This is a genomic window from Thioalkalivibrio sp. ARh3 (genome assembly GCF_000377265.1).
GTDB lineage: Bacteria > Pseudomonadota > Gammaproteobacteria > Ectothiorhodospirales > Ectothiorhodospiraceae > Thioalkalivibrio > Thioalkalivibrio thiocyanoxidans.
The window spans coordinates 115,555-136,656 of sequence record NZ_KB897951.1; the positions used below are offsets into that span (position 1 = coordinate 115,555).

General features: G+C 67.8%; 21 protein-coding genes and 1 pseudogene. 15 read left to right on the plus strand and 7 right to left on the minus strand.

The genetic code is table 11. The annotated features are described in order from the left end of the window. The first annotated feature begins 16 nt into the window (after positions 1-16). From C995_RS0110645 to C995_RS0110660, 4 genes are all read left to right on the plus strand, one after another. Positions 17-988, plus strand: coding sequence for a hypothetical protein (locus tag C995_RS0110645; protein WP_026279070.1), 972 nt, complete (start codon positions 17-19; stop codon positions 986-988). Between the two features lie 142 nt (positions 989-1,130). After that, positions 1,131-1,550 (plus strand): hypothetical protein, encoded by a 420-nt coding sequence (locus C995_RS0110650; RefSeq protein ID WP_018864924.1) that lies wholly within the window; start codon positions 1,131-1,133, stop codon positions 1,548-1,550. Positions 1,551-1,553: 3 nt separating this feature from the next. Continuing rightward, a complete protein-coding gene (locus C995_RS0110655) occupies positions 1,554-2,600 on the plus strand; it encodes a lipoate--protein ligase family protein (RefSeq protein ID WP_018864925.1) in 1,047 nt (348 codons plus the stop codon). 52 nt (positions 2,601-2,652) lie between these two features. Further along, entirely contained in the window at positions 2,653-3,039 is a 387-nt protein-coding gene (locus C995_RS0110660; protein WP_018864926.1) for a hypothetical protein, read from the plus strand. Positions 3,040-3,125: 86 nt separating this feature from the next. Here the strand turns inward: C995_RS0110660 and C995_RS0110665 are convergent, their stop codons facing one another. Then, the gene (locus C995_RS0110665; RefSeq protein ID WP_018862483.1) at positions 3,126-3,443 is read right to left on the minus strand and encodes a hypothetical protein; all 318 of its coding nucleotides are present in this window, start codon (positions 3,441-3,443) and stop codon (positions 3,126-3,128) included. Between the two features lie 245 nt (positions 3,444-3,688). Between C995_RS0110665 and C995_RS0110670 the strand changes: the two genes are divergently transcribed. The 3 genes from C995_RS0110670 to C995_RS0110680 are packed head-to-tail and all read left to right on the plus strand — an operon-like array spanning position 3,689 to position 8,321. Continuing rightward, positions 3,689-4,549: a CbbQ/NirQ/NorQ/GpvN family protein gene (locus C995_RS0110670; RefSeq protein WP_012982064.1), complete on the plus strand. Its 861-nt coding sequence runs from the start codon at positions 3,689-3,691 to the stop codon at positions 4,547-4,549. Next, a complete protein-coding gene (locus tag C995_RS0110675) occupies positions 4,546-7,104 on the plus strand; it encodes a nitric oxide reductase activation protein NorD (RefSeq protein ID WP_018864927.1) in 2,559 nt (852 codons plus the stop codon). The genes C995_RS0110670 and C995_RS0110675 overlap by 4 nt, the downstream gene beginning before the upstream one ends. Beyond that, the gene (locus C995_RS0110680; RefSeq protein WP_018864928.1) at positions 7,101-8,321 is read left to right on the plus strand and encodes an acetoin utilization protein AcuC; all 1,221 of its coding nucleotides are present in this window, start codon (positions 7,101-7,103) and stop codon (positions 8,319-8,321) included. The genes C995_RS0110675 and C995_RS0110680 overlap by 4 nt, the downstream gene beginning before the upstream one ends. Positions 8,322-8,348: 27 nt before the next feature. On the opposite strand, the gene C995_RS0110685 is transcribed toward C995_RS0110680, so the two are convergent. From C995_RS0110685 to C995_RS0110695, 3 genes are all read right to left on the minus strand, one after another. Further along, positions 8,349-8,915: an SRPBCC family protein gene (locus tag C995_RS0110685; RefSeq protein WP_026279071.1), complete on the minus strand. Its 567-nt coding sequence runs from the start codon at positions 8,913-8,915 to the stop codon at positions 8,349-8,351. Between the two features lie 70 nt (positions 8,916-8,985). Continuing rightward, positions 8,986-10,521, minus strand: a complete 1,536-nt coding sequence (locus C995_RS0110690; RefSeq protein WP_018864930.1) for a GTPase family protein — start codon at positions 10,519-10,521, stop codon at positions 8,986-8,988. Then, on the minus strand, positions 10,518-11,753 hold the full coding sequence (locus C995_RS0110695; RefSeq protein WP_018864931.1) for a GTPase family protein: 1,236 nt from the start codon (positions 11,751-11,753) through the stop codon (positions 10,518-10,520). Before C995_RS0110695 ends, C995_RS0110690 begins: the two co-directional genes overlap by 4 nt. Before the next feature lie 133 nt (positions 11,754-11,886). Here C995_RS0110695 and C995_RS0110700 point away from each other — a divergent pair, with 133 nt between their 5' ends. From C995_RS0110700 to C995_RS14060, 8 genes and pseudogenes are all read left to right on the plus strand, one after another. Next, a complete protein-coding gene (locus C995_RS0110700; protein WP_026279072.1) occupies positions 11,887-13,254 on the plus strand; it encodes a replication-associated recombination protein A in 1,368 nt (455 codons plus the stop codon). Positions 13,255-13,260: 6 nt separating this feature from the next. Continuing rightward, positions 13,261-13,953 (plus strand): TVP38/TMEM64 family protein, encoded by a 693-nt coding sequence (locus tag C995_RS0110705; protein ID WP_018864933.1) that lies wholly within the window; start codon positions 13,261-13,263, stop codon positions 13,951-13,953. A 14-nt stretch (positions 13,954-13,967) separates the two neighbouring features. Beyond that, positions 13,968-14,672, plus strand: coding sequence for a TIGR04283 family arsenosugar biosynthesis glycosyltransferase (locus C995_RS0110710; protein ID WP_018864934.1), 705 nt, complete (start codon positions 13,968-13,970; stop codon positions 14,670-14,672). Further along, positions 14,665-15,303 (plus strand): TIGR04282 family arsenosugar biosynthesis glycosyltransferase, encoded by a 639-nt coding sequence (locus C995_RS0110715; RefSeq protein WP_018864935.1) that lies wholly within the window; start codon positions 14,665-14,667, stop codon positions 15,301-15,303. The genes C995_RS0110710 and C995_RS0110715 overlap by 8 nt, the downstream gene beginning before the upstream one ends. Before the next feature lie 69 nt (positions 15,304-15,372). Next, on the plus strand, positions 15,373-15,615 hold the full coding sequence (locus C995_RS0110720) for a hypothetical protein (protein WP_018864936.1): 243 nt from the start codon (positions 15,373-15,375) through the stop codon (positions 15,613-15,615). A 91-nt stretch (positions 15,616-15,706) separates the two neighbouring features. After that, the gene (locus C995_RS0110725) at positions 15,707-16,063 is read left to right on the plus strand and encodes a DsrE family protein (RefSeq protein ID WP_018174707.1); all 357 of its coding nucleotides are present in this window, start codon (positions 15,707-15,709) and stop codon (positions 16,061-16,063) included. Positions 16,064-16,419: 356 nt separating this feature from the next. Beyond that, entirely contained in the window at positions 16,420-16,695 is a 276-nt protein-coding gene (locus tag C995_RS14490) for a hypothetical protein (RefSeq protein ID WP_156015511.1), read from the plus strand. Between the two features lie 179 nt (positions 16,696-16,874). Then, positions 16,875-17,318: pseudogene (locus C995_RS14060) on the plus strand (uroporphyrinogen-III synthase); the annotation flags it as partial. A gap of 19 nt (positions 17,319-17,337) precedes the next feature. On the opposite strand, the gene C995_RS0110740 reads toward C995_RS14060, so the two are convergent. The 3 genes from C995_RS0110740 to C995_RS0110750 form a co-directional block, all read right to left on the minus strand. Continuing rightward, the gene (locus tag C995_RS0110740; RefSeq protein WP_018864938.1) at positions 17,338-19,146 is read right to left on the minus strand and encodes a long-chain fatty acid--CoA ligase; all 1,809 of its coding nucleotides are present in this window, start codon (positions 19,144-19,146) and stop codon (positions 17,338-17,340) included. 92 nt (positions 19,147-19,238) lie between these two features. After that, positions 19,239-20,354 carry a nickel/cobalt transporter gene (locus C995_RS0110745; protein WP_018864939.1) on the minus strand — a complete coding sequence of 372 codons (1,116 nt, stop codon included), beginning with the start codon at positions 20,352-20,354 and terminating at the stop codon, positions 19,239-19,241. Between the two features lie 89 nt (positions 20,355-20,443). Beyond that, on the minus strand, positions 20,444-21,100 hold the full coding sequence (locus tag C995_RS0110750; protein WP_018864940.1) for a DUF1007 family protein: 657 nt from the start codon (positions 21,098-21,100) through the stop codon (positions 20,444-20,446). Positions 21,101-21,102 lie beyond the last annotated feature (2 nt).

Consider the following 21,102-nt stretch of genomic DNA (forward strand, 5'->3'; position numbering starts at 1 on the left):
TCCAAAGGAGGATCCCATGCGAGCAATCCACGCATTGCGCGGAACTATCCGCGTGCCTGCCGTTCTCGCGTTCTTCGGCGCGTGTCTGCTGACCCTGGGCACGGCCGCCACGGCGCTGGCGGACGATGTCTATCGGCCGCTGGTACTGGCCTACACCACGTCCGGCTCCGATGTCAGCGGTGAGGTGGAGGCGGTCCGCGAGCGACTCGAAGAAGCCGATTTCCAGACCCTGGGCGAATACCCGGTCAGCGACGATCGCCATGTGATCGTGGTCACCCACGACGACCTGCTGGCGGTGGCGGGCTCCCAGGACCGGGCAGCGTACATCGCACCCATCCGGGTGGCCGTGACTGCGACCAACGGCGAGGTTCAGGTCAGCTACAACAACCTCGAGTACTTCCGGCATGCCTATCGAATCGACGCCTCGGTGAGCGATGTCAGCGCGCGGCTGGCCGACGTGCTGGGCGATGAACAGCACTTTGGGTCGGAAGACGGGATGACCCCGAGGGAACTGCAGCGCTACCGCTATACCTTCGGCATGGAGCGCTTCAACGCCCCGTATGACCTGGGTAGCCACGGCTCGCGGAGCGCCGCCCTGGAGGAGCTGGATACCGGTCTGGGCGAGCGGCGTGGGGGCGTGTCGGAGATTTACCGGCTGGATATCCCGGGAACGGACGCCACGCTGATCGGTGTGGCGGTCCGGGCGGAAGACGGTGCCGAGTCCGAGGCGACCGACCTCAACACCCTGGAGACCATTGACGTGCGCGAGCTTCGCCACACCGCCTACGTGCCCTACGAGATCCTGGTGGAGGGGGGCGATATCGAGGCGCTGCACATGCGCTTTCGTGCGGCGCTGCACTGGCCGGATCTGCGCATGCTCGGTGACCACAGCTTCATGCAGCTGCGCCGTGTCCCGGGGAGGCTGGAAGACACCCTGCGCGAGGTGGCCGGCTTTGAGGAGCCCGAAGACGATGGCTTCGACTGGTAGAAGCATAACGCCAGGGATGGCGAATGAACCCGGGCAATAGCCCCGGATTACGCTCAAGAACCCCGGTCCGCCGGGGTTTTTTTACGGCCGGGGGCTGGACTTGTTTATGCTCCCGGTTCATTCGCGGCAGGATGCACGCCCCATGAAATCGATGAAGATCGCCAACATTGGCGAGATCCGTAACGAACTCAACAAGTACAAGAAGGGCAAGAAGCTCGACATCCACCAGTTCAACCAGGTCGCGCGCCTGGCCTGGCTGGGCAAGATCGTGATGCAGCCCCTGGATCTCGAGGACCCTGACTGCCAGTCCTTCCTGGTGTACATCCAGGAGCCGGAAGAGCTGGCCGCGCATTTTTTGAATACCGACCAGGAACTGACCGGCGGGATCCACATCATCGACGGCGAGCAGGCCATGGCCATGGTCGAGATCATGCGCGGGGGTGTCGAAGAACGCGCCAAGCTGTACGAAGACCTCTCGCGCAGCGACTTCTACTTCCGCTACTTCTACAAGCCCGGCAAGGACGACGAGAACCCGTCCGAGCAGGACAAACCCGAGGGCTGATCCTTGGTCGCATCCACGGTCACCCCGGAATGGATTGATGCCGGGGCCCGCTCCGCGGAAGAACTCCACACGCTGTATACCGGTCTGGCGAGCAGCACGCCGCCGGAGTCGCCGTTGCGCGTGCTGTGGGTGCACTCGCAAGAGCCACACATCTCCGTGGGCGCCAGCCAGGACCCGGCCGTGGATCTGGACCTGGCCGCCTGCGAGGCCAATGGCGTGCCCGTGGTGCGCCGCCCGCTCGGGGGTGGCTCCGTCTGGGTGGATGCCGACCAGGCCTGCTTCTTCCTGGTGCAGCCCCGCCAGGTCCTCGCCCGTGGCCACCGCCACCTGTTCGCGCTGGGGCTGGGCATCGCGATGGATGTGCTGCGCGAGCTGGGGCTCGAAGGCGTCGAGGCGCGCGGCCAGGACGTCTGGGTGCAGGGGCGCAAGATCATGGGCACTGGCGCGGCCACGCTGAACGAGGGCTGCGTGTTTGGTGCCAGCTTCCTGCGCCGCTTCCCGGTGGAACGCTTTCTCGCCTGCGTGCATGCCCCCAGCGACGGCTATCGCGAGTGGCTGCGCCCGGCACTGGAGGAGGGCATGACCGATTGTGCCGCACAGTGTCCCGAGGCGGCGCCGACCCCGGAACGTCTGGAGGCCGCCCTGAGCGAGGTGCTGGAGCGCCGCTTCAGCACCCCCGCGCGGCGTTACCGTCCAAGTGCCGCGGAATACGACGAGTGGCTGGCGGCCGGGCGCGAGGAGCTCGCCGACCTGGCCGACAGCCAGGGCGGGCCGGCCATCCGCGACGGGATCCGCGTGAATCGCGAGAACCATGTATTCGAGACGCGGGGTCATTGCGGCCGCCTGCGCCTGCATATCACCGGAACACACATTGCCCGCATCTGGTGCGAGGATCCGAGCGTGGATCGTGTGCTGCGCGAGACTCTGGTGGGCGAATCCCCGGAGCGCCTGCGCGTGCGCTCGCGCCTCAACGGCCAGCTCGACACGGTGATTGTCGACGAGGTCAGCGCGCGCATCGACGGCCTCTACCGGGGGATCGCGGCCGCCTGATCGCCGTGCGTGTGTAACCGGCCATTCCCCAACAGCTTTACGAGGCGAACCGATGTCCGAACCGACCATTCAGCGCCGGCTGGAAAAACGCCTGATCCTGATGAGCCGCGATCAGGCAATGATCGAGCAGATCGGCGCCGCACTGCCTGATGACTGGCACCTGCACCCGGTGACCGATCTGGAGGACCTGGGTGCCTGGAACGAGGTGCTGCTTTATCGTTTCCTGCTGCTGGACCTGGACGAGATCGAGGTGTTCGATCCGCTGGACGTGATCCGCATCCTGCGCATGGAGTACCAGATCAACCTGCCCGTGTTCTGTTTTGGCGGGGACCAGGAGATCCGCGACGAGATGCGTCTGGCGCGGGCCGATCGCTTCTTCGAACGAGACGAGATGGTCGAAAAGCTCCCCGAGTTCATCCGCATGTACGACTGGGGCTGAGCGTCCCATCAAAAAGGCCCCGGGCGTCTGCCACGGGGCCTTTTTGATTCGCGGATCCGAGTGACCCGGATCGCGGGGAATGGCTCCTAGCCGATCCAGGCGTGCTCCAGCACGTCGATGCGGATCTTCTCGTGGTAGGTCTCGCCGTTGGCCTCGATCACCAGGTCGCCCATGCGGGTGCCGGCGGTGTCAAAGCTGAACTTGCAGTCGAAGGTGCCCGGCAGGGACACGCTGCTCTCGCACAGGGCCTCGCCTTCCACCGAGAACTTGCACTGGGCGGTGCCGGAGCCGTTCAGCAGGGCCTGCACCCGGAATTCCTCGTTGATCGGGCGCCGGTAGACCTCCGGGTCGCGATTCGGGTTGTACTGCAGGTTGTTCAGCTTGACGAGTTTGACAAGTTTCATACCGGGTCCTCTATTGACGCGCTGAATCCGATTTGCGGGCGCCTTCACCTGCCCGATCCCGCACCGGGAAGGGCGTTTGGTTCATGGAAGTGCGCAGGTTCGATAGAATATAAACAGCCAATGATACAACAAAGCCTGCGGGAACACGACGGGATGCCGAGGGGCATGCCGCCAGCCCGGCGGAGGGTAACGCCGCTCCCGCGCATACACCAGCCCCGGCCCCCGCGGTCGGCATCGGAGACCCCATGAAGAACCTGATTAACCGTATCCGCGGTGTGGAACGCGACGTGATCGAGAAGCCCGGCGACGCGGGCGATGCCCCGTTCTACAAGGCCCAGGGCGACGAGATCGAGATCTTCCAGGCCGCGTACTCGAAGCGCCTGCCGGTGATGCTCAAGGGCCCGACCGGCTGCGGCAAGACCCGTTTTCTCGAACATGTCGCGCATACCCTCGGCCAGCCGCTGGTCACCGTCTCCTGCCACGAGGACCTGACCAGCTCCGACCTGGTCGGCCGCTTCCTGCTGGAGGGCGAGGAGACCGTCTGGCAGGACGGCCCGCTGACCCGCTCGGTCAAGGAGGGCGCGATCTGCTACCTCGACGAGATCGTCGAGGCGCGTACCGACACCACCGTGGTGATTCACCCGCTGACCGACCACCGCCGCCAGCTGCCGCTGGACAAGAAGTCCCAGATCATCGACGCGCACGAGGACTTCATGCTGGTGATCTCCTACAACCCCGGTTACCAGACCGTGCTGAAGGACCTGAAGCCCTCGACCAAGCAACGCTTCGTTGGTATCCACTTCGACTATCCGGCCGAGGATGTCGAACGCGAGATCGTGGCCAAGGAATCCGGTGGGCTGGACGCCGACCGCGTGGAGAAGCTGGTGGCCGCCGGACGCAAGGCGCGCGCGCTGAAGGACCACGGACTGGAAGAGGCGACCTCCACCCGCGCGCTGGCTTATGCCGGCGAGCTGATGCAGGCAGGGCTGAGCCCGCGCGTGGCTTGCCGCGCCGCGATGATCGCCCCGATCACCGATGACCCCGAGCTGATTCAGGCGCTGGAAGAGATCTTCGACGCCCACTTCCCCGAGTCCGAAGCCGCGTGAGCGACCAGGCCCGCAACAACGGCGGGGCGAACACGGAGGCCGAAGACCTCGTCGAGATCGAGGAGGTCCTCCAGCATCTCGAGGACATCAGCTTCGTCGCCCACCGCGACACCAAGGAAGCCCTCCCGGCCATTCGCGCGTTCGGTGCCGCCACCGCGCGGCGCTGGATCGAGACCGTGCGCGAGCTGTTCTTCCACGACCGCGAGGCCGGCAAGAGCTTTATGCGGAATTCCGCACGGCTGGCGGAGAACATGCAGACGGTGGACCTGTGGCTGGAGCAGGCCGCGCAGTTCAAGCAGTGGGTCAACTCGGCCGATGCCCTGGAAGGCTTCATGGCCCAGGCCGATCGCGTGTATGAGGCCTGGGGAGAGGCCGGTGAGCGCGAGTGGGCCGAGATCGGCCTGCGCTGGTGCGAACGCAGCCTGCCCGATGCCCGAGCCTACTTTGAGACGCCGTTCGATAAGCTCTCCGCCGGGCGCGGGATCGAGGGCCTGCGCGCGCTGATCGAGCCGGCCGAGACGCTGTTTGACGAACGCGGCCTGACCCTGGATGCCTACCTCGAGGGCGCCCCGATCGCCCGCAACCTGGTGGGCGATCAGGGTCTGCTGTCCTGGGCGCGGCGCGGCGCGGACCTGCTGAAGGCCGGGCGCTCGCGAGGCGAGGCTTACTTTCGCCTGGAGAGCGACGAGAGCCTGAAGCTGCTCCTGGAGGCGCTGCCGGGCTTTCGCCCGCGCATGCACGGGCGCTTCCTGCGCCTGGTGCTGCTGGCCTGGCTGGATGCCGACATCCCGCTGGCCGATTCCAGCTGGAAGCCGGGCGAGGGTCGCCCGATGCTCGAGACCGACGGCCGGCGGCTGTACATGCCGGCGGTGATGGACTCGCGCGAGGAGGCGATGGTCGCCACCCAGCACGCGGCCGCGCATCTGGCCTTCGATACCTATGCGCAGTCCGACGTCGAGCGGCTGTTCGAGCGCGCCGGCGCCGAGCACCCGCCGCTGGATGATCGCTCGCGTATTACCTGGCGCCCGCTGTTCGCGCAATTCGAGGCGCGCATGTTCCGCTTCCAGGTGCTGTTCGACCTGGCCGAGGACCTGCGCGTGAACGCGCGCCTGGCACCGCGCATCCCGAACTTCCTGCCGCGCCTGGTGGCGCTGGCCGAGGTCCACGGGCGCCCGGAGGGCGCGGCCGGCGTGTACTTCGATTTCGCGCTGAAGGCCCACCAGGCCCTGCTGCGGGGCGAGGCGCAGGACCCGCGTCTGGCGCGCGTGCTGGAGCCGGACGCGGATGTGGTCACCGCCTGGGCAGTCGGCGAGGAGCTGTTCGCCGACGACGCCTTCCCCGAGATCGCCATCGAGGAGCGCGCCGAGGCCTATCTGCCCGGGCTGTCGCTGAACCAGTCGCTGCCGGTGTATCCGCAGCGCAAACGCGACGGCAGCCTGGCCGACTTCCGCGACCACGAGGCGCACGACGAACACCAGTTCGAGCGCGAGAAGCAGGAAGAGCAGCCGCAGCAGGCCCCGGAGCAGGCGCAGAAGGACCCGGACGCCGACATCCAGACCCCGCAGCAGGAGACCTCCGGCACCGGCGGGCGCATCGGCACGGGTATCCCGCAGCCGGCGCAGGTGGCCAAGCGCGCCGCCCCCTACACCCCGAAGAAGGACGGCATCCCGTATCCGGAATGGGACTACCGCGAGCAGCGCTATATCTCCGACTGGGTGAACCTCTACGAGCGGGTGCTGGACGACGAGAACCCGGAACTGGCGGCCACGATCCTGTCGGAGAACGCCGATACCCTGAAGCGCCTGACCCGTGGCCTGGAGATGCAGCGCCCGATGCGCCTGGCGCCGCTGCGCAAGCAGATGGACGGCGACGAGCTCGACACCGAGGCGGTGATCGACTTCATCGCCGACAAGAAGGCCGGGCTGTCGCCCAAGGCCTTCATCTACCGCCGCCGCGCGGTGCAGCACCGCGATACCGGCGTGCTGATGCTGGCCGACATGTCGACCTCGATCATGGCGCGGCATCCGGGCGGGCAGGGCAAGGTCGTCGACCGCGTGCGCGAGGGGATGATGCTGTTCGCCGAGGCGATCGAGAAGGTCGGTGACCCCTATGCGATCGCCGGCTTTGCCTCCAAGCAGCGCGACCAGGTCAACTACTACTGGCTGAAGGACTTCAACGAGGACCTGAGCACCACCGTGCGCAACCGTATCGCCGGGGTCTCGGGGCGACTGGCCTCGCGCATGGGCGCGGGCATCCGCCACTCGCTGGAGGCGTTCCGGCGCAGCCCGGCCCAGCGCCGGCTGCTGCTGATCCTGTCCGACGGCCGCCCGGCCGACTACGACGACGGCGGCGATCAGCGCTACCTGCACGAGGACACGCGCATGGCGATGAAGGAGGCGGTGGACGCCGGCGTGCACCCGTTCTGTATCACCCTGGACCCGTCCGGCTCCGAGTACCTGCCGGCGATCTTCGGTCCCGGCCACTACACCATCATCGACCACGTGGACGAGCTGCCGCGCCGTCTGCCCGAGATCTACCTGAGGCTGCGCCAGTGAGTGCCACCCCCGAAGCCATCGATGCCTCCACCGGGGCCGCGGACCGGCACCCGGAGCCGGCCCGCCGACATGCCACGCTGCTGCATGCCCCGCGCTATCGCGGGCACAGCTACGGCGACAACCACCCGCTCGGGATCCCGCGCGTCTCGCTGACCATCGACCTGATCGAGGCCTATGACGCGATCACGCCGCAGGAGATGGCTGTATCGCGCAAGGCACAGCCGGCCGAGCTCGAGTGGTTCCACACCCGCGAGTACGTGGCCGCGATGCAGCGCGCCGAGGCGCTAGGCAAGGTCTTCCAGCGCTACCGCGACCGCCACAACATCGGCAACTTCGAGAACCCGTTCTTCGCCGGGTTCTTCGCGACCCCGGCGACCGCCACCTGGGGCTCCATCCAGGGCGCCGAGGTGGTGCTGGACGGGCGCATGGCGTTCAACCCGGCCGGGGGCATGCACCACGCCGCCCCCGACCAGGCCCGCGGCTTCTGCTACTTCAATGACCCGGCACTGGCGATCCTGCGCCTGCGTCAGGCCGGGCAGCGCGTGCTGTATCTGGATATCGACGCCCACCACGGCGACGGGGTCGAGGCCGCGTTCACCGACGACCCGGACGTGCTCACCGTCTCCCTGCACATGGACACCGAATACGGCTACCCCTTCGAGGGCGGCCGCATCGAGGACACCGGACCGCTGGGCAACGCCGTGAACCTGCCGCTGCCGAAGGAGACCAACGACACGGAATTCCGTGCCGCCTTTACGGCCGTCTGGGAGGCCGTGCGCACCCGCTGGCAGCCGGATGCGGTCGTGGTCCAGGCCGGCACCGATGCGCTGCTGCCGGACCCGCTCGGCAAGTTCGGCATCTCCACCCAGTGCTTCCTCGCCTGCATCGACGACGTAATCGAGACCAGCCCGCGCCACGCCGACGGCACGCCGAGGCTCCTGGTGCTGGGGGGGGGCGGCTATCACCCGCTGGCGCTGGCGCGCTGCTGGACCGGGGTCTGGGCCCTGCTGACCGGTCGCGAGCTCCCCGCCCCGATTCCCGAGGCCGGCCAGGCCCTGTTGCGCGAGGTCGACTGGGACATGGACGAAGAAGAGGAATGGTACGAGTCCCTCTTTACCTCCCGTCTCGATGCGGATCGCGCCGGTCCAGTACGCGACGAACTGCGAAATCGCCTTCACCGGCTGCTGGCAGGGCACCCGTTGCTCGGACGTTCGTAGAGGACCTGCAGTTCTGGTGTCTGCGCGTCAGCGGTTGGTGCGGTAATCGCGTTCGATGTAGCGCAGCAGCTCGGTCGTCTCCCGCAGGGTGGCGCGCTGGATGCGGGTCTTGCCGATAAAGCCGGGTACCCAGAAGTCCGGTTCCACATGCATCTGGATCGTCAGGCGGGTGCCGCCGGCCTCGGGCTGCAGCTCCCAGCGGGTCGAGCCGGCGCGAAGGTTGCTGTTCTCCGGGTCCACCTCGGCGTCAATGCGCTCGGGGTAGTACTCGGTTACCCGTTCGTGGCGGCGGATGGTCCGGCAGAACACGAATACGCAGCTGTGTACGACACTTGTGACCTCGATTTCGTCATCGGATCGGGAAACGAGGCGGCTCTCGCGGATGGATTCCGAGTAGCGGCTCAGCGCGTCGTAATCGGTCAGATACGACCAGAGAACATCGGGCGGGGCCTCGACGAGGAAGGTCACTCTCAGTTCGTACCGGTCACCATCGGTATCAAAATGCCGGTCAAGCACTTCCACGGCGAGTGCCGCTCCCCCAGGGGTCCACCAGCCGACCGAAGCGGCCAGAAGGAGGGTGAGTAAGACACGCATCGCTTGCGCCTCCGGGTTTGGACCTTCGTGGACCGCTTGTCCACTATTGATCCTGTATTGGAAGCGAGGTTCAGAGGCGGCCAAGCAGGCGACGGGTGCCTTGGTGCGCCTGCCGCCAGAGCCGGCGCCAGGTGTGCGCCGGGGGATAGCGAAGGAGACGGGTCCTGCGGGTTTGCTGCATGGCCGGAATCAGCGCTTCCAGTTCGGTGGTCAGGGCGTCGATGTTGTAGGGCATCGGGCCATCGAGTCGGGCGGGGATGACCTCCTGTTCGGGCAGGCCGAAATCCTCGGCGATCGCCTGGCGGGCGGCCGCGATATTGTGCGCCTTGGGTCGGTCGTCCGGTGGATCGATGGCATACGGTGGCTCCCATTCACGGGCCGGGGACAGGCGGTCGATGTGGCTGGCCACGATGCGAATGGGGGGCTGGCGTCGTTCCGGGCGCTCTTCAAAGAATCGCCGTACGGCCTGCAGGGCTTCGTGGTCCGGGGAGCGGTCGGCCTGGTGCGCCGGTGCGACCCAGAGCACCAGATCCGCGGTCTGGGCGGCTTCAACCAGGGTATCCACGTCCATGCGGTCGCCGAGCCCCGGGGTGTCCACCAGCAGCAGTTCCTGGCCGTCCGCGAGCGTCAGCAGATAGCCCTCCTGCTCGGCGGTCAGCGGCAGTACGTCCGTGGCTGCGCGGTATTCTCCCAGCAGTGCGTTGACCAGCGTGGATTTGCCGGCCTGTGGCTGGCCCACGACCAGTATCTTCGGTCGACCCGGGAACGGGTCCTCCGAGGGGGCGCTCGCCTGTACTTCCTGTTGCGCGATTTCGGCCAGGGCGTCGGTATCGTGCTGCAGACGGCCGGAGTAGAGCTCGATCGCGGCGCGTCCGACCTCCTCGATCCAGATGCGCGCGACCCGTCGTAGCAGGTATTCGCGTGCGGTGCCGGAGAGCTCGTTGAAGAAACGATCGCGCAGCTCCGCCGCCAGGGCATGCAGGGGATTGGCCAGGCGCGCGATGCGGTAGGCCTTGTAGGCTGTGCGCCCGTAGGACAGCCCGGACGCCACCATGGGTCGGTAGCCCCAGACACGCAGGAGCTGGCCCATGCGCACGCGATCCGACAGCGGCACTTCCTCCAGCAGGATCTTGCGCAGCCGGGCGCTGACCCGCTCGCTGAGCAGCAGGGCCTCGGGGACGGTGAACTCCCAGATGGGGTCTTCCTGTTCCGGGTGATAGTGCGCGGCCACCGTGCGCAGGGTTTCTTCGCCTGCTTCCCGCAGGCGGTCGTAGTCGGTGACGATCTCGCCGCTGGCCAGCTCGCTCAGGCGCATCACTTCGGCCCAGGCGGCGTGTTCGAGCGGGGCCCAGTCGCCATCGGCGGCGCGCACGGGTTCGGTCGTCCGCTCGCGGGTGTGGACCTTGATCCGATGGCGCGCCCACAGCGTCATGCCCCATACGCTGCCGGCGGCGATCGCGGCCGCGGCGATCCAGATCAGCAGGGCATTGTGTTCGTAGAGCCAGAGCAGACCCAGGATGAAGGCCGACAGAAAGGGCGACAACAGCAGGAACGCGGCAACGGTCACGCCCGTGACCTGCAGGCGGGTGAGCCAGTGGCGCTTCATGGCGTGTCGCTCCCCGAGGGTTCGGCCTGGCGGTTCCGGGCGAGGTTCAGGGCCTCGCGCAGGGCATCGCGGTAGGCCTGTTCTACCCCGGCGGTGGCCTCGCGCCCGTCATGTCGACGGGCCAGGTAGTGGCGCGCGGCATAGCCCAGCGCATAGGTGGTGGCAAAGCTGGTGGCGGCCGCCGCCGCGGCCCCCGCGGTCTGGCCGTAGACCGGGACCAGCTTGCCGATCTGTCGGGCCCCGTGGCTGAGGCCCAGGCCGAGCAGGGTGCTGGACCCGAGGGCCGCGGAGAATTCGCGCAGGCTGCGGGAGTCCCAGGTGACCCCGTAGATGCTGGCCAGGCTGTGCAGCAGCTTTCCCTGGACCGCCGGCACGGAGAACAGGCCCAGCAGGGGTACGGCATCGGTGGTCGCGGCCACGCTGGCGTAGCCGAGGATGTGCGATCGGGCGCGCTGCCGACGGGCATCACCCCCTGCGGACTGGCGCAGCCCCTGCAGGATCACCCCCATGCGTTCGGGGGCCAGGTTCTCCAAGGCGTCGAGCAGGGCGTCCAGGCCGTAGTGGGTCGGGGTGAAGCCCTCGTCCTCGGGCGTGATGTCGACGGGCACGATCTGCACCGGGCCGGTCCCGGGCAGGTTGCGAAAGGCCTCGGCCTGGGTGCGTCGCGCGCGGGCCAGTTCCTCCAGCCCGGGGCTGCGGTCCAGCTCGGCGTAGGGCGGATGATCGCGCCCGTCGGGATATCCCTCGTGCAGGCAGGTCTGGACCACCAGGACCGGCCAGTTCGGATGCCGACGGCGGATGTCCCGCAGGGCATTCAGGACGGGCTCCTGCTGCAGATCCATCGCGCGCGCCACGGCGACCACCATGTGCGCGTGGCCCGCGAGCTCGGCGAGATCCTCGTCGGGGTCGTAGGCGACCTCGCCCAGACCCCGCGTATCCAGAAAGCGCAGCACCGGCGCCTCGGCCGGGAAGTCATAGGCGTGAGCCGTACGCGTGCAGCTCCTGAATCCGGTCCCGATTGCCACGTCGGAGTCGCCGGTGATCGCGCGCACCAGCGTGCTCTTGCCCGACTGTACCTTGCCCAGCAGCCACAGCACGGGGGCCTGCTCGCGCGCCCGTTCGGCCACGACGTCGACATCGGGAGCCTCCGCTTCGGGCCGCAGGACGGCCTGCATGATCTTGCGCCAGCCGAGGCCCTTCGGCAGGCGCAGGGATTGCCAGGGCAGCTTCATGCTGTGATTCCGTTTCGCTGCATGGAAACCTTTGGTCAGCGGAGAGGGCGCAACCGTGCAGGGCTTGCAAACAGAGGGCCTGCTCACTGCTCAGTTTGCCATGCCTCGGTAATGGCGGGCGCGGTACACTGAAATGATGAGCGATATCTCCGAAGGCGACCTGTTCGGCCCGGATGCGGGCGGATTGCCCCCCGAACCCGAACCGGCCGCACAGGACCCGGACCCGAACGCACCGCTGGCCGAGCGCATGCGGCCGGCGCGGCTGGACGAGATGGTGGGCCAGGATCACCTGGTCGGGCCGGATGCCGCCCTGCGCCAGGCGATCGAGCAGGGGCAGACCCCGTCGATGATCCTGTGGGGCCCGCCGGGCTGCGGCAAGACCACGCTGGCGCGCCTGGTGGCGGCGGCCGGGGCACAGCGTCTGGTGACGCTGTCCGCGGTGCTGGCCGGGGTCAAGGAGGTGCGCGCGGTGGTGGACGCGGCCAAGGCCCGGCGGCGCAACGGGGTCGGCACGCTGCTGTTCATCGACGAGATCCATCGCTTCAACAAGGGCCAGCAGGATGCCCTGCTGCCGCACATCGAGGACGGGACACTGACCTTCGTCGGGGCCACGACCGAGAACCCCTCGTTCGCGCTCAACAGCGCACTGCTGTCGCGGGCGCGCGTCTATCGCATGGAGTCCGTCGGCGCCGAGGCGATCGAGGCGCTGATCGAACGAGCGCTTGACGATACCGAGCGCGGACTCGGGGGGCGGGGCCTGCGGCTGGAGGCCACCGAACGCCAGCGGCTGGCCCGCGCGGCGGACGGCGACGCCCGGCGGGCGCTGAACTGGCTGGAGACCGCCTCGGATCTGGCGCGCGACGGCGAGATCACCGCCGATGCCCTGCGCGCGGTGATGGGGGCGCAGAGCCTGGCCTTCGACCGCCAGGGCGATGCCTTCTATGACCAGATCTCTGCCCTGCACAAGTCGGTGCGCGGATCCGATCCCGGCGCGGCCGTCTACTGGCTGACGCGCATGCTGGATGCCGGCTGCGACCCGGACTACCTCGGCCGGCGCCTGCTGCGCATGGCCTACGAAGACATCGGGCTGGCGGCCGTAGGGCTGGGTGCACGGGTGCTGGCGGCCTGGCAGACGATGGAGCGGCTCGGGCGGCCGGAAGGCGACCTCGCGCTGATCCAGGCGGCGATCGAGCTGGCGGCGGCACCCAAGAGCAACAGCGCCTACACCGCTTTGAACGAGGTCCGCGCCAGTATCCTTGAGACGGGCAGCCCCGGCGTGCCCCTGCATCTTCGCAATGCCCCCACGGAGTTGATGCGCGAGGAGGGGTTCGGTGCGGGATATCGCTATGATCATGACGAACCGGACGGTTTCGCGCGCGGGCAGGTCTATCTGCCCGAAGGGCTGGAGGACCAGCGCTTCTATCGGGCGAAACGCGAGGGCACGGAGCGCGCGCTGGCCGAGCGGCTGGAGCGGCTGCGCGGTGACGACGGAAAAGAATAGAGACACATGCAGATACATCATCCCGGACGCTGGTGGCTGTTGGCAGCGATCCTGCTGGCAGGATCGCTGGTCTGGGTGGCACTGACCACCGAGTGGCCCGATTTGCTGCCGCTGCAGGACGTCGAGGCGTGGCTCGCCAGCTGGGGGGCGGGGGCCTACATGGTGTTTGTGCTGGCGTTCGTCGTCCTCGCGTTGTTTCCGTTGCCCAGTACCTTCTGGATCCTGCTGGGAGGGGCGCTGTTCGGGCCGTTCACCGGCGGGGCCCTGAGCCTGCTGGCAGCAACCATCGCCGCGATCATCGCGTTCATGCTGGCGCGCACCCTGTTGCAACCCTGGCTGGAACCGCGCCTGGGTCCGCGTAGTGCACGGCTGCGCGAGGATGTGGAGGCCGAGGGCTGGCGCGTGGTCGCACTGACGCGTCTGGTGCCGGTATTCCCGTTCGCCCCGACCAACTACGCCCTGGGCCTGGTGCGCATGCCGCTGACCGTGTTCACGGTCACGACCCTGGTCGCACTGATCCCCAGCCTGTTCGCCTATTCCTGGCTGGGGCACGCCACGCGAGAGATGGTGGCGGGCGATGCGGACAACCGGGTCCAGCTGGGGCTGGCGATTCTTGCCGTGCTGGCCCTGCTGCTGTTGCTGCCTCGGCTGCTGCGCCGGATCTGGCAGGGGCAGAAATCCGTCGAGTCGCCGGCCTGAGTCCCACGGCAACCATGTCGCGGGAGTCCCCCTTCCTGTCCGTGATCATACCGGTGCTGAACGAGGCCGAATCCCTCCCGTCCTTGCTGGACCCGCTGGGCGAGATCCTCGACTGTGAGGTGATCGTGGTCGACGGGGGGAGCTCGGACGGGAGTGTCCAGCAGGCCGAGCAACGCGGCGTGAGTGTGCTGTCCAGTGCACCGGGGCGCGCACGTCAGATGAATGTCGGTGCCGAGCGCGCCCGCGGCGAGATACTCTGGTTTCTGCATGCCGACACCACGTTTCCGGACGGAGCCGGGGTGGCGGTGCATGCCCTGCGCGCCGCGGTGGCCCGGGTCGATCGCGCCTGGGGACGTTTCGATGTCCGCCTGTCGGGCGGTCGCGGGATATTCGTGCTGATCGCCGCGATGATGAATCTGCGCTCGCGTCTGAGCGGGATCGCGACCGGGGATCAGGGCATATTCATTACACGCTCGGCGTTCGATGCCGTAGGCGGCTGGCCGGATCAGCCGCTGATGGAGGACATCGAGCTCTCGCGGCGGCTGAAGCGATCGGTGGGGCGCCCAAGGTGCCTGCGCACGCGGCTGGTCACGTCGTCCCGGCGCTGGGAGCGGCAGGGCGCATGGCGCACGATCTGGCTGATGTGGCGGTTGCGCCTGGCGTACTGGCTGGGTGCAAACCCGGACGGGCTGGCGCGACTGTATCGTGGTGATGCCTGAACGTCGGCCGACGGATGCGCTGCGCGTGCTGGTCTTTGCCCGCGCGCCCGAGCCGGGCCGGACCAAGACGCGGCTGATTCCCGCGCTGGGTGCCAAGGGCGCCGCACGGCTGCACGAGCGGCTGCTGGAGCACGCGCTGGACGTGGCCCGTCAGGTGGCACCGGACCATGTGGAGCTGTGGTGCACCCCGGATACCGATCATCCGTTCCTCGAGCGTTGTGCCGAACGCTTTGGCTGTTCCCTGCACAGCCAGGTGGGTGATGACCTCGGGGCCCGCATGCGCCATGCACTGGAGGCGGGGCCGTTTCCGGCACTGGTGATGGGGTCCGATGCCCCGACGCTGGGTGTCGAGGACCTGGTCGCCGCACGTGACGCGCTGGCCGGAAGGCAGGATGTGGCACTGGTGCCGGCGCTGGATGGTGGTTACGTGCTGCTGGCCGCCGCGCGACCCGTCCCCGGGTTGTTCGAGGCCGTCGAGTGGGGCAGCGATCGGGTGCTGGAACAGACCCGTGAGCGGGCCCGGGCGCAGGGTCTTGTATGGACGGAGCTCGAGGCGCGTGTCGATATCGACTGTCCGGACGATCTTGGGCACTGCCCGCCAGCGCTCCTGCGCGGTATCGCGACGTCCTGAGAGTGGTTCACCCGGACCCGGGTGCCGGGCAGTCGCAAGGCGGGTCAGGCTTCCGGTAGGATGCGCGCCATGAAAGCCTTTGTTGCCTGGGTCGACCGTGCCCCGTTGTGGTTGTTCGTTCTGTTTGTGGCCACCCTGGGGCTGTCGCCCTATGTCCCCGAACCGCATATCGTCGAGAAGATCCGCTGGCTCTTCCAGGGCGAGCTAACCCGTCCGCTGGATATCTTCGACCTGATCATGCACGCCATCCCCTGGCTGCTGATGGCCTTCAAACTCTATCGCATGAGCATTGTGTCGAAAGGCGCGCCTTGAATCGGCGTATCTGTGAGGCTTGTGGGAACTCGACGGTCCCGGCCTGGGTCGCTACGGTGCCTGCCACTTTGACGTGACCAAGGAGAGTCCCATGCGCTTTATTGTTTCTGTCACCGCCGGTACCGACGACCCGACCCGCGCCACCCTCGGCATGATCGCCGCCAACGTGGCCAAGCAGCAGGGCCATGACGTGACCGTCTGGCTGCAGGGCGAGGCCGTGAACATCGCCAACCGCAATGTCTACGACAAGATCGTCGGCCACAACATGCCGGCGATGAAGGACATCGTGGATTCGCTGGTCGAGGAAGGCGTCCCGTTCTGGGCCTGCGAGGCCTGCGCCAAGGGCCGCGACGTCGGCGAGCACAACTTCCTGCCGAACGCCGAGATGGCCGGCATGGGTCAGTACGTCCAGGCCGTTGCCGATTTCGACCGCTCCATGAGCTTCTGATCCGGACGGGCAGGGGTGTGAACCTCTGCCCGTTTCCGCGTTCCCCTCCGCCGCCAGCCGAACGTCGGGTCGCGATGACCCCGAATTCACCGGGATTACCGGCCGTGAAGGTTCGTTCGTTGCGGCCTCCATCGGTGGATGACAATCGGTGGATAACCCGTTGCCCTTCCCGACAGGGCCGTTTGTCCTTTTTGTCCTCTGCCGAGATCGCACCGGTCGACGGCCAACTCGGGCATCATGATGAGTCCGGCGGGTTGACAGTACCTGCAAAACGTCTATCTCTCTCTGATACCACACTTCGTTGTGGTGTAACGAACCTGGCAATGTAACGCACACGCATCCCAAGGAGCGCAAACATGTCACTATACGACGACCTCGGCGGGGGCGATGCGCTCCAGGCGGCGCTCGACCGGTTCTACGAGAAGGTTCTTGCCGACCCCCCATTGGCGACCTTTTCGGCGGTCACGACGTCGAGCAGATCAAGAGCAGACAGAAACTCTTCTGGTCAGAGGCGCTCGGGGGCGACGCGAAGTACGACGGCGACCTGCGGGCTTCGCACCAGGGTGTGCGAGATCAGGGGGTCAACGACGAGCTCTTTGACCGGTTCGTGGGCCATTTCGAGGATACCCTGAGAGAATTTGGCGCTCCCGAGGAGAAGATCGGCCAGGTGATGGCCGTTACCGAGAAATATCGGGGCGATATCCTCGGTCGTTGACGGCGGGAAGGCGCACCCGCCTGGCATCCGGCCGGATGCCGGGGCCTCCACGGTGTTTTCGCAGTCGATGCCGGGCCCGCGCGCTGTCGCGTCGTCTTGCCGGAGAGCCGCGGCTGGAGGTCTTCGCTGCCCTGCGGGAGCGGCGCGCGGCCGAGGTCTGGCGCTGCCCGCTGATCGCGATCCACGACAGCTCCGAGCGCGCGGCGATCGAGACGCCGTTCGACCGCCTGACCTTCCTGACCGGCGAGGGCTTCACCCGCCTGACCGGCTTTGCCCGGCGTGCCGGGCGCGAGGACGACTGGCTGGCGGCCATGGCACGGACGCCGACCCTGGTGCGCGGCCCTACAAGCCCGGGCGGCATCTGGACGGGCAGCGCATCGGGGTGCAGATCTACGGCGCGGAACCCAACCGACGCCTGCTCGGGTTCCTGGAGCAAGTGGGTGCCGAGGTCTTTCCGGTCTGGCCTACCGCTACGCCGACGCCGCCGAGACCGGGCGCGTGACCGGATTGGTCGAGGCCCTGATCGCATGGCAGCTGAATGGCGGGCCCGGCGTGGATCTCAGCGCCCGTCGTGACCGGCGTACATCGCCTCGATGGCCTCGCTGTAGTCCTCGACGATCACCGGGCGCTTGAGCTTCATGGTCGGGGTCAGCATGCCGTTTTCCACGGACCAGGCCTCGTGCGTCACATGCACATGGCGGATCTTGGCGTAGCCGGGGAAGTCGCGTAGCTGGTACTGGATGCGCTGCAGCAGGGCGCGTTCGGCCTTGCGCGGCAGCCGGCCCTCGGCCTCGGCGTCGAGGTCGTGGTCTCGGGCGAACGAGGCCCAGGCCTCCGGCTCCGGCACGACCAGCGCGGTCAGGAAGGAGCGATTGTCGCCGACGATCATCACCTGGTCGAACAGCGCATCCAGCGCGATCGCCATCTCCATGTCGGCCGGCGGGACCTTCTCGCCGTTGGTCAGCACGAGGATGTCCTTGATGCGACCGGTGATGAAGACATGCCCGCTGTCATCGATACGGGCCTGGTCGCCACTGTGCAGCCAGCCGTCCTCGTCGATGGTCTCGCGGGTGGCCTCCTCGTTCTTCCAGTAGCCGAGCATCACGCAGGGGCTGCGGGTGAGCAGTTCGTCCATCTCGCCGATCTTCACCTCCACCCCGGGCAGCGGCTTGCCGATCGAGGCGGGCAGGTTGTTGTCCGGGGTGTTCACCGTGACCACCGGACTGGCCTCGGTCATCCCGTAGCCGTGCAGGACCGGCAGGCCCAGGCCGATAAAGAACTGGGCGATCGGTGGCGGGAGGGGGGCGCCGCCGCAGACCGCGAAGCGCAGCTCGCCACCCAGGCGGTCCAGCACCTTGCGCGCGACGATGCGCTCCAGCAGGGGCCAGAGCAGGAAGCCGGGAGACCAGCCGCCCCGGCCCTGCTGGTGCTCGAAGCGCTTCCAGCCGATGTTGACGGTTGCCTTGAACAGGGCGCGGCCGAGGCCCGATTTCTGCTTCAGGCCGGCCTGGATGCGGCCGTGCACGCGTTCGTAGATGCGCGGTACCGAGATCAGTACCGTCGGGCGTACGGTGACCAGGTCCTCCCCCAGGCCCTGGATGGAGCGTGCGAAGGCGACCTCGGCACCGATCAGCATGGGCATGTAGAGCCCGGCGGTGCGCTCCAGCATGTGCGACAGTGGCAGGAACGACAGGAACCGGTCGGCGGGGGACAACGGCCCGGTCTGCGAGGAGGCCCAGGCGTTCTCCAGGATGTTGCGGTGCGAGAGGATCACGCCCTTGGGGCGCCCGGTGGTGCCGGAGGTATAGACGATCGTGGCCATGGCCTCCGGGTCGAGGTCCGGGTGGTGGCACTCGGTGCCTTCGTGCTGCGCGAGCCAGTCTTCCAGTTCGATCACGCGGTCGTCGTCCGGCTCTGTGTCCTGGCCGCCGATGTTCACGATGCGCCGCAGCGACGGCATGTTCGCGAAGTGCTCGGACAGCCGGCGGCTGTGGGCGCTCTCGCCCAGCAGCAGGATGCGCGCCTGGGTCTGGCCGATGATGTAGGCGATGTTGTCCGGGCGATCGTCGGTGTACAGCGGGACCGGGACCAGGCCCAGCCCCATCGCCGCCTGGTCGAACGCGACCCACTCGCGCGAGTTGCCGAGCATCAGCGCCACGCGTTCGCCGGGCTTCAGGCCCTCCGCGGCCAGTGCGGCCTGCCAGCGATCCACCATTGCCCCCATCTCGCGCCAGGAGGTCTGCTGCCATTCTCCGCTTTGGCTGTCGTACTGGCGGTAGGCAGGGGCATCCGGCGTCTGCTCGACGCGGACACGGAACAGCGAGGGGAGGGTTGGGGCCTGGTCGGGACGGATCGCGGAGTCGGGCATCGGCGCGTCTCGCAGCTTGGAGTATGTCCGGGACGTTAGAGGACCCGGTCCTGCGCGGCAACCTGGGGCTTTAGGGAAGCACTTGTGTTTCCCTAAAGCCCCAGCGGGTGGGCGGCGGGCCGGTAGGCCACGGCCCCGATCACCAGGCTGATGCCAATGAGCGCGATGATGCCGCCACCGGCGAGCCCGAAGGCCGGGCCCACGTAGGTCAGACGGCCGACGCGGGTCGGCCCCAGCCAGCGCCGGGTCCAGTCGCGTGCAGAGACGGCCAGCGTGGCCAGAACGGACACCGTCGCCGCGGTCCCCAGGGACATCGCCAGTACGGCCAGCACGCCAGCCCAGGCCAGGCCCAGGGCCGCCGATACCGCCATGATCAGCACCGCACCGGAACAGGGGCGGATGCCCACGGCCGCGACCGTGCCCCACCAGGTCCCGCTGTGGTTCGGGTCGACATGATGCGGCGTGCCACAGCCGCAGTGGTCGTCATGGGTATGATGGTGGTCGCCGTGATGATGGTCTGCGTGCTCGTGCCGGGCCTCCGCGCGCGCTCGGGCATGGGCCTTGTGCAGGCGCCAGGCATGGCGCAGGGCGCGCAGCATCAGCCAGATGCCCAGCAGGGCGACCAGCGCGAAGCTGGCGATCTCCAGCGTGCGCACCTGGCCCAGCGTATCGCGCGCCAGCCAGCCGAGCAGGCCGATCAGCACCCCGACCAGCACGATGGCCGTGACCCCCTGGGCCAGTGCCGAGACGGTGGAGAGCAGGATGCCGCGCTTCAGGTTCTGAGGCTGGGTTAGCAGATAGGCGCTGATCACGGCCTTGCCATGGCCCGGGCCGGCCGCGTGGAACACGCCGTACAGCAGGCTGATCAGGATCAGGGCACCGGCTGTCTGGGCGGTGGGGGCGTCGCGCAGGGCGTGCAGTCCCTGGGTGAGGTCGCGATGCAGCTGGCGCTGGGTCTGCAGCATCCAGGCGGTGACGCGCTCGAGCGCGCCGGGGGGGTCTGCCAGTGGTTCGGGCACGGGTCCGGTGGCGGCATCCGGCGGGGACGGGCGTTCCTCGGTCTCGCCCGCGGGTGCGCCGCCGCCCAGCGGATGGGCCGATTCGCCGGCCTGGGCGCTGAAAGCGCCCAGCAACAGGAAGAACCCCAGGGTCAGGAGGACCAGGGGGGCCGTGAGGCCGTTCAGTCGATGGGCGGGGGTGACGATCATATCGTTACACTATAACGCTGTCCTGCGGGTGCAGCGACCGGTTTTTCGTTCGAATCCTGTGCGAGCGTGCACATCGATCAGTGCTTCACCTAGTCCGAGGTGTTCCGGCATTGCAGGGTGGCGGTCTCGGCAAAGTGGCGTCCGAGATTGTCGACCGGGCTGCGGTCCTGGCGTTCCAGGGTAGCGGCATAGCGCATCAGTTGCGGGTCCGGGCGTGGCTCTTCGATCCGGACCTCGCAGCCCTGGCGATTCTCGATATGCACTACGTCGTCCGCGTCATGCAGCACTTCGATCCAGTAGGTCGGGTCGAACACGCGATAGGTGAAGCCGTTGGCATCGTCGAGGGCGTGCTTGGCCAGCGGCAGGTCGAAACGCAGATAAAGCCGCCGGTCCTCCAGCGAGAGCCGGGCGTTTTCCGCCTGGGGTACCGCGATCTCCGCGTCGTCGTGGCGCAGCTCGGTGAAGTAGTTGTAGGCGGCCAGGTTTTCCAGCATGCGCTCGGCGACCCGATCCAGCGCCTCGTCGATACCGAGATCGCCTTCCAGGTCCCGGGTCATCTCCTCCAGCAGCATGTGGCTGTAGGTCGGATCGATCAGCCAGGCCTGCTGCATGCGCTCCAGCTGGCCGTTGTCGTCGAACACCAGCCCCACGCGCAGGTCGATCCAGGCGTGGGGGTGTGCCAGCGCGAGGCCCGGGATCAGCAGGGCCAGGCCCAGCAGGAGTCGCCGGATGAGGCGGCGGGCCATGT

Excerpts from the sequence above, each read along its gene's own strand:
- C995_RS0110645 (WP_026279070.1), top strand. The coding sequence starts at position 17 with ATGCGAGCAATCCACGCATTGCGCGGAACTATCCGCGTGCCTGCCGTT.
- C995_RS0110650 (WP_018864924.1), top strand. The coding sequence starts at position 1,131 with ATGAAATCGATGAAGATCGCCAACATTGGCGAGATCCGTAACGAACTC.
- C995_RS0110660 (WP_018864926.1), top strand. The coding sequence starts at position 2,653 with ATGTCCGAACCGACCATTCAGCGCCGGCTGGAAAAACGCCTGATCCTG.
- C995_RS0110665 (WP_018862483.1), bottom strand. The coding sequence starts at position 3,443 with ATGAAACTTGTCAAACTCGTCAAGCTGAACAACCTGCAGTACAACCCG.
- C995_RS0110670 (WP_012982064.1), top strand. The coding sequence starts at position 3,689 with ATGAAGAACCTGATTAACCGTATCCGCGGTGTGGAACGCGACGTGATC.
- C995_RS0110685 (WP_026279071.1), bottom strand. The coding sequence starts at position 8,915 with ATGCGTGTCTTACTCACCCTCCTTCTGGCCGCTTCGGTCGGCTGGTGG.
- C995_RS0110690 (WP_018864930.1), bottom strand. The coding sequence starts at position 10,521 with ATGAAGCGCCACTGGCTCACCCGCCTGCAGGTCACGGGCGTGACCGTT.
- C995_RS0110695 (WP_018864931.1), bottom strand. The coding sequence starts at position 11,753 with ATGAAGCTGCCCTGGCAATCCCTGCGCCTGCCGAAGGGCCTCGGCTGG.
- C995_RS0110700 (WP_026279072.1), top strand. The coding sequence starts at position 11,887 with ATGATGAGCGATATCTCCGAAGGCGACCTGTTCGGCCCGGATGCGGGC.
- C995_RS0110705 (WP_018864933.1), top strand. The coding sequence starts at position 13,261 with ATGCAGATACATCATCCCGGACGCTGGTGGCTGTTGGCAGCGATCCTG.
- C995_RS0110710 (WP_018864934.1), top strand. The coding sequence starts at position 13,968 with ATGTCGCGGGAGTCCCCCTTCCTGTCCGTGATCATACCGGTGCTGAAC.
- C995_RS0110715 (WP_018864935.1), top strand. The coding sequence starts at position 14,665 with ATGCCTGAACGTCGGCCGACGGATGCGCTGCGCGTGCTGGTCTTTGCC.
- C995_RS0110720 (WP_018864936.1), top strand. The coding sequence starts at position 15,373 with ATGAAAGCCTTTGTTGCCTGGGTCGACCGTGCCCCGTTGTGGTTGTTC.
- C995_RS0110725 (WP_018174707.1), top strand. The coding sequence starts at position 15,707 with ATGCGCTTTATTGTTTCTGTCACCGCCGGTACCGACGACCCGACCCGC.
- C995_RS14490 (WP_156015511.1), top strand. The coding sequence starts at position 16,420 with ATGTCACTATACGACGACCTCGGCGGGGGCGATGCGCTCCAGGCGGCG.
- C995_RS0110740 (WP_018864938.1), bottom strand. The coding sequence starts at position 19,146 with ATGCCCGACTCCGCGATCCGTCCCGACCAGGCCCCAACCCTCCCCTCG.
- C995_RS0110745 (WP_018864939.1), bottom strand. The coding sequence starts at position 20,354 with ATGATCGTCACCCCCGCCCATCGACTGAACGGCCTCACGGCCCCCCTG.
- C995_RS0110750 (WP_018864940.1), bottom strand. The coding sequence starts at position 21,100 with ATGGCCCGCCGCCTCATCCGGCGACTCCTGCTGGGCCTGGCCCTGCTG.